Annotated in this window: 11 protein-coding genes and 1 pseudogene; 9 read left to right on the top strand and 3 right to left on the bottom strand. The window is 73.2% G+C overall.

Annotated features, from left to right (window positions below):
- The first annotated feature begins 491 nt into the window (after nt 1–491).
- On the top strand, nt 492–1,715 hold the full coding sequence (locus IE251_RS03835; protein WP_189751481.1) for a carbohydrate-binding protein: 1,224 nt from the start codon (nt 492–494) through the stop codon (nt 1,713–1,715).
- 102 nt (nt 1,716–1,817) lie between these two features.
- On the opposite strand, the gene IE251_RS40630 is transcribed toward IE251_RS03835, so the two are convergent.
- Entirely contained in the window at nt 1,818–2,540 is a 723-nt protein-coding gene (locus IE251_RS40630; protein WP_229896570.1) for a hypothetical protein, read from the bottom strand.
- Between the two features lie 113 nt (nt 2,541–2,653).
- Here IE251_RS40630 and IE251_RS03845 point away from each other — a divergent pair, with 113 nt between their 5' ends.
- The gene (locus IE251_RS03845) at nt 2,654–2,818 is read left to right on the top strand and encodes a hypothetical protein (protein WP_189751482.1); all 165 of its coding nucleotides are present in this window, start codon (nt 2,654–2,656) and stop codon (nt 2,816–2,818) included.
- A 508-nt stretch (nt 2,819–3,326) separates the two neighbouring features.
- On the opposite strand, the gene IE251_RS03850 is transcribed toward IE251_RS03845, so the two are convergent.
- On the bottom strand, nt 3,327–3,875 hold the full coding sequence (locus IE251_RS03850; RefSeq protein ID WP_189751483.1) for a winged helix-turn-helix transcriptional regulator: 549 nt from the start codon (nt 3,873–3,875) through the stop codon (nt 3,327–3,329).
- 90 nt (nt 3,876–3,965) lie between these two features.
- Here IE251_RS03850 and IE251_RS03855 point away from each other — a divergent pair, with 90 nt between their 5' ends.
- From IE251_RS03855 to IE251_RS03865, 3 genes are all read left to right on the top strand, one after another.
- A complete protein-coding gene (locus IE251_RS03855; protein ID WP_189751484.1) occupies nt 3,966–4,733 on the top strand; it encodes a class I SAM-dependent methyltransferase in 768 nt (255 codons plus the stop codon).
- A gap of 248 nt (nt 4,734–4,981) precedes the next feature.
- Nucleotides 4,982–5,470, top strand: coding sequence for a hypothetical protein (locus IE251_RS03860; RefSeq protein WP_229896571.1), 489 nt, complete (start codon nt 4,982–4,984; stop codon nt 5,468–5,470).
- Nucleotides 5,471–5,709: 239 nt separating this feature from the next.
- Nucleotides 5,710–5,904 (top strand): hypothetical protein, encoded by a 195-nt coding sequence (locus IE251_RS03865; protein ID WP_189751485.1) that lies wholly within the window; start codon nt 5,710–5,712, stop codon nt 5,902–5,904.
- A 144-nt stretch (nt 5,905–6,048) separates the two neighbouring features.
- Here the strand turns inward: IE251_RS03865 and IE251_RS03870 are convergent.
- A pseudogene (locus IE251_RS03870) lies at nt 6,049–6,277 on the bottom strand (transposase); the annotation flags it as partial.
- A gap of 401 nt (nt 6,278–6,678) precedes the next feature.
- Between IE251_RS03870 and IE251_RS03875 the strand changes: the two are divergent.
- The 4 genes from IE251_RS03875 to IE251_RS03890 all read left to right on the top strand — a co-directional run bounded on the left by IE251_RS03875 (nt 6,679) and on the right by IE251_RS03890 (nt 14,304).
- Complete coding sequence (locus IE251_RS03875) at nt 6,679–7,131, top strand: hypothetical protein (protein ID WP_189751486.1); 453 nt, start codon at nt 6,679–6,681, stop codon at nt 7,129–7,131.
- A 938-nt stretch (nt 7,132–8,069) separates the two neighbouring features.
- Complete coding sequence (locus IE251_RS03880) at nt 8,070–11,051, top strand: type 2 lanthipeptide synthetase LanM family protein (protein WP_189751487.1); 2,982 nt, start codon at nt 8,070–8,072, stop codon at nt 11,049–11,051.
- Between the two features lie 40 nt (nt 11,052–11,091).
- Complete coding sequence (locus IE251_RS03885; RefSeq protein ID WP_189751752.1) at nt 11,092–11,295, top strand: hypothetical protein; 204 nt, start codon at nt 11,092–11,094, stop codon at nt 11,293–11,295.
- Nucleotides 11,296–11,397: 102 nt separating this feature from the next.
- On the top strand, nt 11,398–14,304 hold the full coding sequence (locus IE251_RS03890) for a helix-turn-helix transcriptional regulator (RefSeq protein WP_189751488.1): 2,907 nt from the start codon (nt 11,398–11,400) through the stop codon (nt 14,302–14,304).
- Nucleotides 14,305–14,337: the final 33 nt, after the last annotated feature.

Consider the following 14,337-nt stretch of genomic DNA (forward strand, 5'->3'; position numbering starts at 1 on the left):
TGGTAACTGCCCCCCTCGCCCAGGAGGAAGAACGGCAGAGCGACGGGTGCACGATGTACGCAGAAACACTTGACCGCCCTGTACATGCCATCCACACGCTCCGGCGCGCGCCCCTGAGCCGGGCCGGGCGACCGGGCCGGCCCATGCCTGCACACAAGTAGTAAGGCCACCACGGCGCCGAGCCCCCGGACGCGCGGCGAGCATCACACCACCGTGAACGCGGTTCAGGCGTAGGGCCTACACCCGGGGGCCGCACCCGGACCACAGACAGGTCAGAACCCTGTCCATGATCTCTAGTCGGTGGGCACAGCTCCCATGGCGCCGACAGCCGCTGTGCGGCCTTCTCGCTGCGACTGGTCGGCCCGAGGTAAAGAAAACGTATGGTCTAGTCCAAAGAGCAAGTTGGTCTAGTCCAAGTTATTGACGCGGTCGCAACAACTCCCGGAGGGTGGGGCTCCCCGCTCTGGGGTCCCCACCCTCTGGAGGCACACATGAGACGTCTTCGGGCATGCCTGGGCGCGGCGGCGGCCGTCGGCCTCGCCGCTGCCGGCGCCACCGCGCTGGTCGCCGGCAGCGCCTCGGGCGCGACCAGCGCGCTCGACAATCGCTGGTACGCCGCCGCCCCTTATCTGATGCCGCTGGACAACGACCCGCCGGACCCGGCCGCCATCATGGACGCCACCGGTCTGAAGGCGTTCCAGCTCGCCTTCGTCCTCGCGCCCAGCGGCGGCGGCTGTACGCCCACCTGGGACGGTACGGCACCGGTCGCCTCGGACACCGCCGTACGGTCGGTGATCGACACCATCCGGGCCAAGGGCGGGGACGTCTCGGTCTCCATCGGCGGCTACGGCGGCACCAAGCTCGGCCAGGCCTGCGCGGACCCGGCGTCCACGGCGGCTGCCTACCAGCAGGTCATCACCAAGTACGGGCTGCACGCCATCGACTTCGACCTGGAGGAGCCGGAGTACGAGAACACCGCGGCGATCAGGAACGAGATCGGCGCCGCGAAGATCCTCCAGCAGAACAACCCCGGGCTGTACGTGTCCGTGACCACGGCCGGCACGGCGGACGGCACCGGCTGGTTCGGCAAGCAGATGCTGCTGGAGGCCAAGGCGCAGGGGTTCACCCCGAACAACTTCTCCATCATGCCGTTCGACGGCGGCTTCAACGGCGCGGCGAGCCAGACCGCCGCGCTCACCAAGTTCAACGGCGTGCTCCGGTCCACCTTCGGCTGGGACGAGGCCACCGCCTACGCCCATGAGGGCTTCTCGGGCATGAACGGCCGCAGCGACACCGGTGAGTACTTCGCCCAGGCCGACTTCCAGACCGTGCTCGACTACGCCACCGACCACCACATGGACCGGTTCACGTTCTGGTCGCTGAACCGCGACCGGCAGTGCACGCCGGCCGACAATGGCGGCCGCACGTCCGGCACCTGCTCCAGCGTGCCCCAGAACGCCTGGGACTTCGCCAAGTACTCCGTGAAGTTCGCCGGGGTCACCCCGCCGACCACCACGCCCACGCCCACGCCCACCCCCACGCCGACCCCGACGACCCCGGCCTCCTGCGAGCCCGCCTGGAGCGCCACGACGGCGTACACGGCCGGTGCCGAGGTCTCGTACGGCAAGCACAACTGGAAGGCCAAGTGGTGGACCCAGAACGAGACGCCCGGCGCCTCGCAATGGGGGCCCTGGCAGGACGAGGGCGCCTGCTGAGGGGATCAGTGACCAGTTCGGCGTGCGTCACGCTGAACGAGCCCCCGGACCCGGCCACCCCGCGCGCGACGCCGGGGGCCGGGCCCGGCCAATGCAGTTGCCTTAGGGCTCGCCCAATGAGTCAGACGCAATCGTCCTGTCCCGGAAGGACTGGAAGGCGTTCCAGCCGGCCTGGGCATCGTCTGCGAGCAGCTCGCCGTTCGAGCAGCCGAAGGGGTGGCAGCCAAGGGCTCTGGAGATGCGGAAGACCACGGGCAGCACGTCGTCCTCACCGCCCCGGACATGGAGCATGACCGACTCGACGGGGCCGTGCTCGCCGATGCCGAGTTCGATCACCCAGGTCGGACCGAGCAACTCGCCCCACGTGGGATCGGTCAGGTCGACCTCGCCCGCTGCTGACCTGAGGGCTCTGTGGACGCTGGACCGGCTTCCGATGGGAGGCGGCTCGTGAGCGGTGGGAAGGTCGTCGATCGACGTGACGTCCGCAGGTAGCGGCAGCAGAAGAATGTCCCAGCTCCTAGCGCTCCCAACCAGAGATTCACGCGAAACGCCATCCGCTGAGTGCTGGCCTTCCATGACCGAGCGCGGCATGGTCGTCCCTGCTGCCGGCGGCGGCAGCGTCCCGCCCAGTTCGACGACATCCTCGCTGCGGCCGAGCCCGAACTCGCCGGGCACGTCCAGGCGGTGATGTACCACGCGGACACCGGGCGCCTGGACGCCATCCCAGATGCCCCGGCGTACGGCACGCGACGGCGCTGGATCGCATCCAAGCCGATCCAGGCGGTCAACACGCAGGTGCCCGACGCAAAGGTCCGCATCCTGCATGTCCTGTCGCCCGCCCCTGGAAAGGCCGACCGCTCCTCGCCGACTGCCGCGTCTCGCCGACCGGCCATCGCCGCGCGAGCAAGGCGCACCGGCGGGTGGCTCCGCCGTCCAGGGTGAACCCGGCCATCACCCCGGCGGCGCAGCGGCGCACCCTCGTGATGCGCGAGTTGTCCCCCGCGGCGTTCCCTGAGCCCGACGTCGATGCGCCGGCCTCGATGGAGCAGACCCGCGAACAGCGCCGTCACCAGGTGCAGGAGCTCGCCGGGGCGGTGGCCTGATGTCCCGAAACACGGCCCAGCCATGTTGACCGGGCCCGGTGCCGTCCGTCGGCGGGCTTCGGCAGCGTGAGACGACGACTACTGCACGACGCTCGTCGAGGAGCTGACGGAGCTGCCCCCGCTCGGCCAGTTCCCGTACGAGCTACCCCCGCCTCCGCGGGGTTGCTTCCGCATGAGACCTCGCGCGTCGCCGGGAGCAGGACCTTCGTCCATCCGCTGCCGACGCCGCTGATCCGACGGCCAAGCAGTGTTCAGCAGGGCAGACCGCATGTCAGGAGGCTGGGTCGCTGCCACAACGGTCACGTCTGAGTGCCTGGGTGACGGCTTCCCGCTCATCGCTTCCATGCCGTGGGCGGGCTTCATCCGGCACCGGCGAGTCGGCGACTGCCACTGACAAGGGTGAACGGGTGGACTGGACGCGCCGTGTCGCGGCTCGTGCTGTTGAAGGTGACGGTCGCAGAAGTGGCCGACCACTTCGGTTGGCCCATTCCCGTGGAGGCCGCCGGGATCATGAAGGAGCCGATCGGGCGGGCCTTGGGGCTGTGGACGGGTCCCCCTCGCGCCGGGCGGCGAGCAATGGTCCCAATAGCCGCGTGCCCGGCCCCACCCGACCGCCGGGACCGGGTAGTTGTGTCGTGTCGGCCACGGTGAGCGGCTCTCGGCAGGTGTCGCAGGCCACGACCGGTGTGGTGACGTGTCCGCAGGCATCGTGGTGGATCCGGGCGGGCGGTCCCGCCGGCCCGGCGTACCACTTGTCACCCCAGGCCATCAGTGCCAGCAGGACGGGGTAGAGTTCCCGGCCCTTTTCTGTGGCCACGTACTCCTCGCGCGGCGGGCTGTCCTGGTACCGCTCGCGGGTCAGTACACCCTCCTCGACCAGGCGGGCCAGCCGAGCGGCGAGGACTTTGCGGGACAGGCCGAGGTCTTCCGCCAGTTCGTCGAAGCGGCGGATGCCGAGGAGGACGTCGCGCATGATCAGGGCAGTCCAGGCGTCAGCGAACAGATCGGTCGCTCGGGCGATCGAGCACGCGACATCAGAGAGGGAGGTGCGGGTCACGCTTCGATCGTATCGGCGGCGGGTTTCTTCAGGGAACTCGCCAATGCTAGGTTTCCTCAGGGAACTTGCCCCGCGTCGAGGGAGTCCGCCATGTCCACCACCCCGCGCATCGCAGTCGACTCGGCCGACCGGGCGGCCGTCGACGGCCGCCACATCCGGGCCCTGACCTTCCAGGCCGTACGGATGGAGTATCTGCGGCACGTGCTGTCGGAGCTGAGCCTCACGGCGGCCGGCGGCCGGGCGCTCGTCATCGGCAGCGGACGCGGCCTTCCCGCCAGGGGCCTCGCCCAGCTGGGTTTCGAGGTCGTTGCCGCCGATCCGTCCCCTGCCGCGACGGCCCTCGCCCGGGACGCGGACAACGGGCTCGGCATCACGTACCTGACGTCACCCGCAGAGGAACTCGACCTGCCGGACGGCACGTTCGACCTCGTGTACTGTGCCGACACCCTTGAGATCACCGAACGGCCGCAGGCGGTCCTCGCGCAGGCGGCGCGTGTGCTGCGCCCTGCCGGGGCCTTCGTGTACGACACAGTGAACCGCACCCTTGGGTCGCGCTTGATCTACCTCGGTGCTTTCCAGGCCTTCCCGGGCACCCGGATCATGCCCCGCGGCCGCTACGCCGCCCACCGGCTGCGCCGCCCGGCCGAGCTCGCCGAGGCCCTCGACCGGGCCGGGCTGTCGGCGAAGGACGTCTCGGCGTTCAAGCCGCGCGACGTACGCAGTCTGGTGCGCGCGACGCGCGGGCGCAGGCGTGGCACGCTTACCGACGAACAGCTGCCCGAGCTCGTCCACATGGTGCTCGAACAGGAGGGCAGCCCAGCGGTGACGTATCTGGGCTACGCGGTCCGCCGGGCATGAGCCACGCTGGGGTGACTGCGCCACCAGCCTCTGTCCTGACGGCCTCCCGTCACACAAGGTCTTCCGTGTCCGTGCGACCGGGACCGGTTCGATCCACAGCGGAACGGCATCCACCGCATGACCGAGGACGGTGTCGACGGTCACGGAAATCCCCGCTTGTGACGGGTTGAGTGTCACGTAACGCCTCGCCCTCACGGTCACGGGTCCCCATGGGCACGGCGGTCGCAGGGAGTTGAGAGACTCCCGCCATGGGATCTTGGGGAACTTTGGGACCGGCATTGTTGTCCCTGGCCGGTGTCGCACTCGGCGCCGGCGGGTCGATCTTTGGCCAGCACCTCGTGTCGCGAGCGAGTACCCGACAGCTCGAAGTGCAGGAATCAGCCGCACACCGCGCGGAGTTGAAGAACGCGGTCCTGAAGTTCCTCGGCGTTGCGTCGCAGGTGGAGAAGGCGGCCCTCACGCGCCCGGTCAGGGGTGGCACGGCGGACGACGCGGTGCTCGACCGACTCGTCGATGACCTGTGGCTCGCGCAGGCGGAGATCGACCTGGCGGCCAGAACTGAGCCCCTGCGAGGCTCTGCCTATCGTTACGCGTTCTGTCTGGTGCAGGCGGTCCGAGGCGAGATAGCCGACTCCTCCGCGCTGCGCCGGCCGCAGGCGCAGTTCATGGACGCGGCGTATGACGACATGTGGCCCAACCGGCGGCGGGCCACCGGGGATTCGGCCGCACCTCGGTGAGGCGGACAGAGGCGGAACACCAACGCCCCTGAGCCATCCGCAGGGTGGCGGAAACGCTCGCCGAGCGTGGCCTGCCGGATTCCCGGAACGGCCTGCGCGCCTACGTCGGGCTGCCCGGCACCGACTGAGCCGCACGGTGAAGCGAAGACGGCTGCCACCCGCCGTGGATGGTCATGAGCACGCAAGCCGTATGCTGCGATTGTCCGCCGAGCCGCCAGTTGAAGGGAAACCGTCCCACCGTGTTCCATGAGACCCCCGTCTACGACCGCCTCGTCGCCGAACGCGGCGACATCCCCGTCCAGGTCCGCGGTGAAGCCGACCGGATACGCCGCGACCTGGCACAGGTACTGCCCTGGGCGGTCACCTCTCGTCCGGGCGCACCGCAGAACGTCTTCGAGCCCAAACACCTTCCCACCGCCCTGCCAGGACGGTGACAGCAGTGTCCGAAGACAGCACCCGGGTGGCGGCGAGGAGACAGCCGGGCTCGTGACGTCAGCGAGGGGCACGCTTGATCGCCGAACCCCGTCCGGCTGAGTTGTCCCGGCCATCGACTGCCCGCTCCGGCCGGTGTGCCCGCAGTCCGTGCGGATCAGTGTCCGCCGCCCGTGCCGATAGCGCTTGGGTAGTTGGGCCAGAGCGAGCCGGGCGGTGGTGATGTGGTCGGCGGCCGTGTCGGAGCCCGTGTTCCCCGGCCTGAGGAGGGCGGCGACCGGCTCTCCGTGTGCCGCCCGGGCCGTGGTCGACGAAGGCCGTCAGCGGATGGTGACCGTAGGTCTTCTGCCAGGTCGCGGCCGCGTGCCGGCTTTCGCCGACCCTGCCCACTGGTGGGCACGTCGACGAACAACCTGAGAGTGACCCTTGGCGGCACCCCGGCGTGCCGGCTCTTCCGCCCGTGATGAGCCCGCACGGAAAAGGTGTCACCCATGCACGCGATCCGTCCGACCAGCCGCGCGTACGGCCCTTTCCGTGGCCGCGGTGAGCCACTCGGCCCGTCCGGGACAAGACGCCGACCGGCCCGGACACGCCGCGGCTGTCCGGGACAGGACATATGCCTTGAAGCCGTCGCTCCGTGCCCGCAGGCTCTGGTGGATCCCCGCGCGACGGCCCGGCCGCCAGGTGGCCGGCACGGGACAACCGGCCCGATGTGCCCGGACGGTGACCGGACGGACGCGGGGACGACATCCCATCGCGGAACGAAGGAGTCACTCATGCGTGCCCGTAGAGCACTCACCGGCGCGGCTGTCGGAGCCCTGCTGACCCTGGGCGGCACCGCCGTCGCCCCTGCCCAGGCCGCCCAGTCCCAGGAGACCGCGCAGGCCGGCACCGCCGCGGCGGCATCAGGGTGCAGGGACGCCGAACGAAGCATCACCGGAGCCCGCGTCACCGGCTACTTCTGCTGGGACGACGACGAGGTCTGGTTCGGGGTGAACACCGACGCCTATCTGACGGACACCGCCAAGGACGGCCGCAGAGCGGAGCTGTGGTCCCGGGACCCGTGGCGGGGAACCGTGCTGCAGACCGACGTCACGGGCGGTGCCGGCAGCCAGGTGAGCCTGGCCGGCTACGGGTGGTACGTCCTGACCGGTTCGCCGTCGAGCACCGAACTGCGCGTGTGCACGAGCGACGCGGGCGCCGACCGACGGTGCGGCTCCTGGTACTGACGCCCCCGGGTGTGCCACGTCCCGCCCACCACGTCGGCGGCCGGCGGGACGCGGCCGCGCCGCTCGTGCGGCGCGCTCCCGTTGCCGCTGCTGCTCCGGAACGATCACCGTGCGCGGCTCACTGACGTTTCCGGAGGTGTCGTAGCTTCACAGCGAGACCGCGACGGGCCCCGACTGGGGGGAGGGTAAGGTCGCGGAGCCGTCGGTGCCCAGGTGGACGACCGCTCCCGCGTCCGTGGCGCCGGGCGCCGTGCCGCCGTCGTACCGGCGACCAGGACCCGGGCCAGGTCCTGTTCGCCGGGGAGGTCCCAGCTCAGGGTCACGTCGCCGCCGGTACGGGTCGCCGGCGTGGTGACCGGTGCCGCGGGGGCCCTGACGTCGTCACGGGCGTGGAAGGTGACCCGGCCCGTGATCGTTCCTCGACCGCCCCGCGGCACCGGACGTCGCGCGTCATGTCCAGCAGGGACATGACCTTGTCTGGCCGGATCCCCGCGGGGAGTCCGGCCGTCGGGCCACCCCTCCCTCGCGGGCTCGCCCGTCGCCGGCCCGACCCCGCGCCGCCCGCCCCCGCCACCGGGCTCCCGACCGTCCAGCGGCGCGGCACGGCCGCCGCGGCTTCCGCCTGCTCGCGAGCGTCACTCCCTCGGCCCGCTCACGCGCTGACCAACCCCGCAACGCTGTTCACCGTGCTGGCGCAGTCGTAGCCGCGCCCCCGGCCCGAGCCGACGACGACCGCCCTGTTCCCCGGCCGCACGACCTTGTCCGAGGCGGTCGGGGAGGCCGGGGAGATCTGCCGGCGCGCCGGTCGTGGACAACACTCGGGCCACGTAACGGACATGATGTCCCGTCAGGCACGGCGCCCCCAGCGGCGGTAGGGTAATTCCGGCAGGGTTCCGGCTCTTGCGCCACCACCGCAGCGGCTGACAGGCTCACGAATCGTGACCGCCAACGACGCGCTCGCGGATGCCGGGCCGACCGCCCCCTCGGGGTGGCTGTCGGCTCTGGCGTCGGCGAAGTCCCAGGAGCCGCGGGACCGTGACGCGGCCGAGTTCGTCGAGGCCGCTCTCGCCGTCGCGCCCGAAGACCCGGTCCCGCCGTCCGGGCCGCTGCCGGGCACGGCCGGCTTCGCCGTCGTACTCGCGCCGTTCGCCGAGCTGGCCGGGCGGCGGCTGCTCGCCGAACTCGACCCGGGCGTCGGCCGGTCGGCCGATCTGGACGGCCTCATACGGGAGTTCACCGCGACCACGGCCGCCGCGCTGGGCGGCCTGGCGGCCCGCGCGCTGGTGCTGGAGCTCCAGGTGGCCCGGGTGGGGGGACGCCTGGCGGGCACGACCCCGCAAGCCAGGTTCCGCGACTTCGTCGCCGGCACCGGGACCAGGGGCGGCCTGATCCGGCTGTTCACCGAGTACCCCCTGCTGGCCCAGTTGGCCGGTCGCGGCTGCGTCAACGCCGTCGCGGCCATGGCCGAACTGCTCAACCGGTACGCCCAGGACCGCGCCGAGCTGATCGCCCGGCTGCTGGCCGGACGCGACCCCGGCCCGTTGGCCGCCGTGGACCGGGCCGCCGGCGACACGCATCGGCGAGGGCGCCGGGTCGCCGTGCTGCGCTTCGCCGACGGCAGCCGGGTGGTGTACAAGCCCCGCTCGCTCGCCGCCGACCGCCACTTCGGCGAACTGGTCGACTGGTGCAACGCCCGCGCGGCCACGCCCGAACTGCGCACACCGGCCCTGCTGACCCGTCCGGACCACGGCTGGTCGGAGCTGATCGAGGCCCGCCCCTGCTCCTCGCGGGCCGAACTCGACCGGTTCTACCTGCGTCAAGGCGTGTTGCTCGCGCTCGCCCACGTGCTCGACCTCACCGACCTGCACCACGAGAACCTGATCGCGTGCGCCGGCCACCCGGTGCCGGTGGACCTGGAGACGCTCTTCCACCCGCCGCGGCCCGAGGACCCCGCTGCCGACGACCCGGCGGGCCGCGCGCTGGACGCGTCCGTGCAGCGGATCGGCCTGCTGCCCCAGCTGGTGCTCGGGGACGAGGACGCGCTCGACCTCTCCGGCCTCGGCGGCGGCGCGGACCACCGCTCGCCGGTGGAGACGGCCTGCTGGGAGGCCGCGGGCACCGACGCCATGCGGCTGGTCCGCCGGCCCGGCACGGTCCGCACCGGAGCCAACCGCCCCCGGCTGGCCGGTACCGAAGCCGAACCCGCGGCCCATACCGAGGCACTGGTGACCGGCTTCCGCGCGGGCTACCGGCTGCTCCTGACGCACCGGCGGGAGCTGGCCGGCCTGCTGCGCCGCTTCGCCGACGACGAGGTCCGGGTGGTGACCCGGGCCACCCAGGTCTACGTGACCGTCCTCGCCGAGGCCACCCACCCCGACGTGTTGCGCGAACCGGGCGACCGGGAGGAGCTGCTGCGGTTGCTCGGCACGGAGGCGGTGGACGACCAGGGCTGGCCCGGACTGCTCGACCACGAGGTCGCCGAGCTGTGGGACGGCGACGTACCGGTGTTCACCGCCCGCCCCGGCCGCACCGACCTGTGGAGCGGCACCGGCACCCGCGTCCCCGGCGCCCTCGAACGGCCCGGACTGGCCCGGGTGACGGCGCGCCTCGCGGTCATGGACGAGGCCGACCTCGCCTGGCAGGAGGGGATCATCCGGACGGCGCTGGCCTGCCGGACGCCGGCGCCGGCGCATCCCGCCGCGCTGCCCGGACCCCGGCCGGCCGGTCCGCGTGCGCGAACCGCCGCGCCGCCGGCCCCCGGCCAACTGCTCGCCGCCGCCCGGGAACTCGGCGACTTGCTGGTCCGGCAGGCCCACCGGGACCGGGACCGGGCGAACTGGCTGGGCGTCGAACTGCTCGGCGAGCGGTACCGCAGGCTCGCACCGTGCGGCGCCGACCTGGGGCACGGGTACCCGGGCGTCGCCCTCTTCCTGGCCCAGCTCGCCGCGCTCACCGGCGCGGACCGCTATGCCGGGACGGCACGCGCCGCGCTACGCCCGCTGCCGCGGCTGCTGGACCGGCTTGCCGCGCTCCCGGACGCCGATCTCGGCGTGGTCGGCTCGGGAGGCTTCACCGGTCTCGGCGGCATCCTGTACGCGCTCACCCGGGTCTCGGCCGCGCTGGACGACGCCGGGCTGCGCGCCCTGGTCGAGCCGACGGCCGCGCTGACCGTCCGGGCCGCCGGAGCCGAGCGGCCGACCGGCGTGCTCGACGGCACGGCGGGCGGCCTGGCCGCGCTGCTGGCCACGCACCGGACGTACCCCTCGGCCGGGCTTCTGCGCGGTGCGCAGGTCTGTGCCGACCGGCTCGCCGCCGAGCCCGTCCCAGCCGTGCCGGGCTTCGCCACCGGTGCCGCCGGGGTCGGCTGGGCGCTGCTCGGCGCCGTGGGCCCCGGCGGCGAGCGGTATCGCCGGGCGGGGCTGACCGCCCTGCGTTCGGCCGTGGCCGCGTCACCGGCCGCCGACGCGGACCTCTCCTGGTGCACCGGCGCGACGGGAGTCGCGCTCGCGGTCGCCGACCGGCCCGGGGCGCTGGCGGATCCGGCGCTGGCGGCGGCCGTCGCCGCGGCCGTCGGGCACCTCGCGGACACCGGACCGGTGCCGGACGACAGCCTCTGCCACGGCGAGTGGGGCCTGCTGGAGCTGCCGCAGCGCACGGCGGCGGACGCGGTGCTCCGGGCGCGGACCGCCGGACGGGTCCGGCCCGGCCCGCACCCCGCGGTCGGCGGCGTTGTCGCGGAGCCCGGCCTGCTCACCGGCCTGTCCGGCCACGGCCTCGGCCTGCTGCGGCTGGGCTTCGCCGACCTGGTTCCCCCGGTGCTGCTGTTGCGGACGCCGGACCCCGATCCGTCCCGCCCCGGCCCCGGGTCAAAGCCGGGGACGACTCCGGAAACCCCTGTAGCCGGGTCCCGTACCACCTGACGAAGAACACCGAACACTTCCGCTGTGAAAGGAACCCCTTATGAACACCAACGACCTCGTGCGGCTCTGGAAGCAGCCCGCCACCCGGCACGATGCCGCCACCGACCACCCGGCGGGCGAGATCCGGCTGCGCAGCGGCGGCGGGCTCGGCCGCCGGTCCCAGCTGCTCGGCGCGTCCTCGGTGGTTCGCGAGACCAGCCCGTGGACCACCGTCAGCATCGACTTCCACGACGAACGCCACTGAACGCCCGTCAGGTGGCAGCGCTGGGCTGCCGCGGTGCGGTTTGATCCTCTTTTCCGAATAACTCTCTACTCGGCGCGAGGACGGCACGGGTAATCTGCGCGGGTGCACACTACTGCCCCGACCACCATCGGTCGCGAGACCGAACTCGGGCTTTTCCGGCGTGTACTGACCGGCCTTCAGGACAGGGCGGGCCACACGGTCCTGTTGGTGGGGGAGGCGGGGATCGGAAAGTCCCGGCTGGCCGGGGAGTACGCCGGCCTGGCCGAGTCGCGCGGCCTGCCGGTGCTGCGCGGGCGCGGCAGCCCGACCAGTGCCGGGATGCCGTACCGCCCGCTCATCGAGGCGCTGCATTCCCGCTTCCGGGTCACGGGCGTGCCCCAGGACCGGGAGCTGGAGCCCTATCGGCCGGCCCTGGGCCGGGTGATCCCGGAGTGGCGGCACACCGCCGTGCCCGGCTACCCCGAGAGCGCGGTGGAGCTGGCCGAGGCCGTGCTGCGGCTCCTGACCGTGCTCGGCCGCGACCGCGGCTGCCTGCTCGTCCTGGAGGACCTGCACGAGGCCGACTCGGAGACCATCGCCGTGGTGGACTACCTGGTCGACAACCTGGCCGGGCTGCCGGTCCTGCTGGCGGCCACGCTGCGGCCCGAGCCGGGCGCCGCCCTGGAGCTGGCCCGGGGCGCCGAGCGGCGCCGGGTCGCCTCGCTGGCCACCCTGGAGCCGCTCGGCGCGGCCCAGGTCGGTGCGCTCGCGGCCGGCTGCCTGGACCTGCCGGCCGAGCAGGTGCCGGCCGCCGTGGTCGAACGGCTGAGCACGCTCAGCAACGGCAACCCCTACCTGGTCGAGGAACTGCTCGCCGAGATGGTCGGTTCCGGAGTGCTGCGCCGGGACGGCGACGGCTGGCGCGTCACCGGCGACCTGGCGGCCGCGGTCCCGGTCAGCGTGGTCAGCGGCCTGCGGCAACGGCTGGCGCAGCTCGAACCGCAGGTGCGCGACCTGCTGCTGCTCGCCGCCACGCTGGGGACCGAATTCTCGATCGGCACGCTGGAGCTGATCACCGGGCACAACGTGCGGCTGCTGCTCGACCAGCTGGCCGCCGCGGCCGACTCGGGCTTCGTCGTCCCCGATCCCAGCGCGGTCGACCAGTACGCCTTCCGGCACGCGCTCACCGCGGAGGCGCTGCTCGCCGGGCTGCCGCCGGCCGAGCGGGCAGTGATCGCCCGCCGGGCGGCCGAGGCGGTGCTGGCCGCCGACCCGGCCGTCTCCGACGACCGCTGCCAGCTGGTGGCGCGGCTGCGGCAGCTGGGCGGCGACGACGCGGGAGCGGCACTGCTGTACGCCGAAGCCGGCCGCCGAGCCCTCGCCGGGGGCGCGTCGGCCACCGCCGTGCAACTGCTGGAGCGGGCCCGAGGGCTGGCGGCGCCGGCCGACCGCACCGCCGTCACCGAGTCGCTGGTACACGCGACGGCCGAGACCGGGCAGCTGGACCGGGCACTCGCGCTGGCCGAGTCGCTGCCGGACGCGGGGGCCGACGCGCTGGACATCGAGCGCCGGGTCGCTCTGCACACCAGGCTCGCCTGGGCCGCGGTGATCTCCGAACGCGCCGCCGACACCCTGGCCCAGGTGGCCGCCGCCCGGGCGCAGCTCGGCGACCCGGCGGACCCGCGGCACACCGCCGCGCTGGCCGTGGTCGAGGCCCACCTGGCGCTGCTGCCCGCACACAGCGCGGATACGGCCGGGACCGAGCGGCTGGCCCGCGAGGCGGCCGAGGTCGCCGAGCGCGAGAAGCTCCCCGTGGTGGCCTGCCAGGCATGGCAGTTACTCGCCCTGCTGGCCCGCAAGCGCGGCTTCGACGGCGCGGACGCCTGTCTGGAGCGGATGCTCGCCGTCGCGGAGGAGCACAGCCTGCCGGTCTGGCGGGTGGAGGCGCTGCTGAGGCTCGGCGCCAACGCCTTCCTGCGCAGCGGTGAGGCGCGCCGGATCCGGGAAGCGCGGGACGCCGCGCGCGAACTGGGCGCCCTCGCCCTGGTCCAGCACGCGGAGGGCCTGCTGGCGATGGACGCCGTGCAGCGCGCCGACTTCCCGGCCGCGCAGGAGATCATCGACCGCTGCCTGGGGCCGAGTGCCCGGATGCGCAACGTCGGCGGACACCGCTACCTGCTGCTGGTGGCCGCCACCCTCGCCGCCCACCAGGGCCGGCGGCGGCAGATGGAGCGGGAACTGCTCCGGTTCGACCAGGCCGACGAGTCCACCTCTTTCCTGATGCCGGTCCTGCTCGGCCTGTGCCGGGCGTTCTGTGCCCTGCTGGAGGAGAACCGCACCCGGGCGCTGGCCGAACTGGCCGCCGCGGCCGCCTGGGAGGACCAGCACCCCAACATGTTCTACCTGAGCGGGCGGTACGGCCTCGGCCCGCTGCTCGCCGTCGTCGGCGGCACCGCCGACCGCGCGGAGTACGCGGCGGCCCTGGCGGCGCCCGCCGCCGAGCTGGCCTGGAACCGGCAGTTCCTGGTGCTCGCCGACGCCGTCCTGCTCGGGCGGGAGGGCCACGGCCGGGAGGCCGCGGGACTGGTGGACCGGGCACGGCAGGAGTTCTCCGGCTTTCCTACCGCCCGTCACCTCGGACTGCGGCTGGTCGCCGAGGCGGCCCTCGCCGACGGCTGGGGTGAGCCCGTCGCCTGGCTGCGGACCGCCGAGGAGTACTTCCACCAGGCCGGTGTACGCTCCGTCGCCGGTGCCTGCCGGTCGCTCATCCGGCAGGCGGGCGTGCCCGTCGCGCATCGGCGCACCGGACGGGAGCTGATCCCCGAGGGGCTGCGGTCGGTCGGGGTGACGCCGCGTGAGTTCGACGTCTTCGCGCTGCTCGTGGACCGGCTCGGGAACCAGGACGTCGCCCGGCGGCTGTCCCTCTCGCACCGTACGGTGGAGAAGCACATCGCCAGCCTGCTCCACAAGACCGGCAGCGCGAACCGCGCGGAGCTGTGCCGGCTCGCCCGGACGCTGTGCGGCGACTGACCGTCCGTGCCACCGGGCCGGTGGCACGGACGA

Source organism: Streptomyces eurythermus (genome assembly GCF_014649115.1).
Lineage (GTDB): Bacteria > Actinomycetota > Actinomycetes > Streptomycetales > Streptomycetaceae > Streptomyces > Streptomyces eurythermus.

Excerpts from the sequence above, each read along its gene's own strand:
- IE251_RS03835 (WP_189751481.1), top strand. The coding sequence starts at position 492 with ATGAGACGTCTTCGGGCATGCCTGGGCGCGGCGGCGGCCGTCGGCCTC.
- IE251_RS40630 (WP_229896570.1), bottom strand. The coding sequence starts at position 2,540 with ATGCAGGATGCGGACCTTTGCGTCGGGCACCTGCGTGTTGACCGCCTG.
- IE251_RS03855 (WP_189751484.1), top strand. The coding sequence starts at position 3,966 with ATGTCCACCACCCCGCGCATCGCAGTCGACTCGGCCGACCGGGCGGCC.
- IE251_RS03860 (WP_229896571.1), top strand. The coding sequence starts at position 4,982 with ATGGGATCTTGGGGAACTTTGGGACCGGCATTGTTGTCCCTGGCCGGT.
- IE251_RS03875 (WP_189751486.1), top strand. The coding sequence starts at position 6,679 with ATGCGTGCCCGTAGAGCACTCACCGGCGCGGCTGTCGGAGCCCTGCTG.
- IE251_RS03885 (WP_189751752.1), top strand. The coding sequence starts at position 11,092 with ATGAACACCAACGACCTCGTGCGGCTCTGGAAGCAGCCCGCCACCCGG.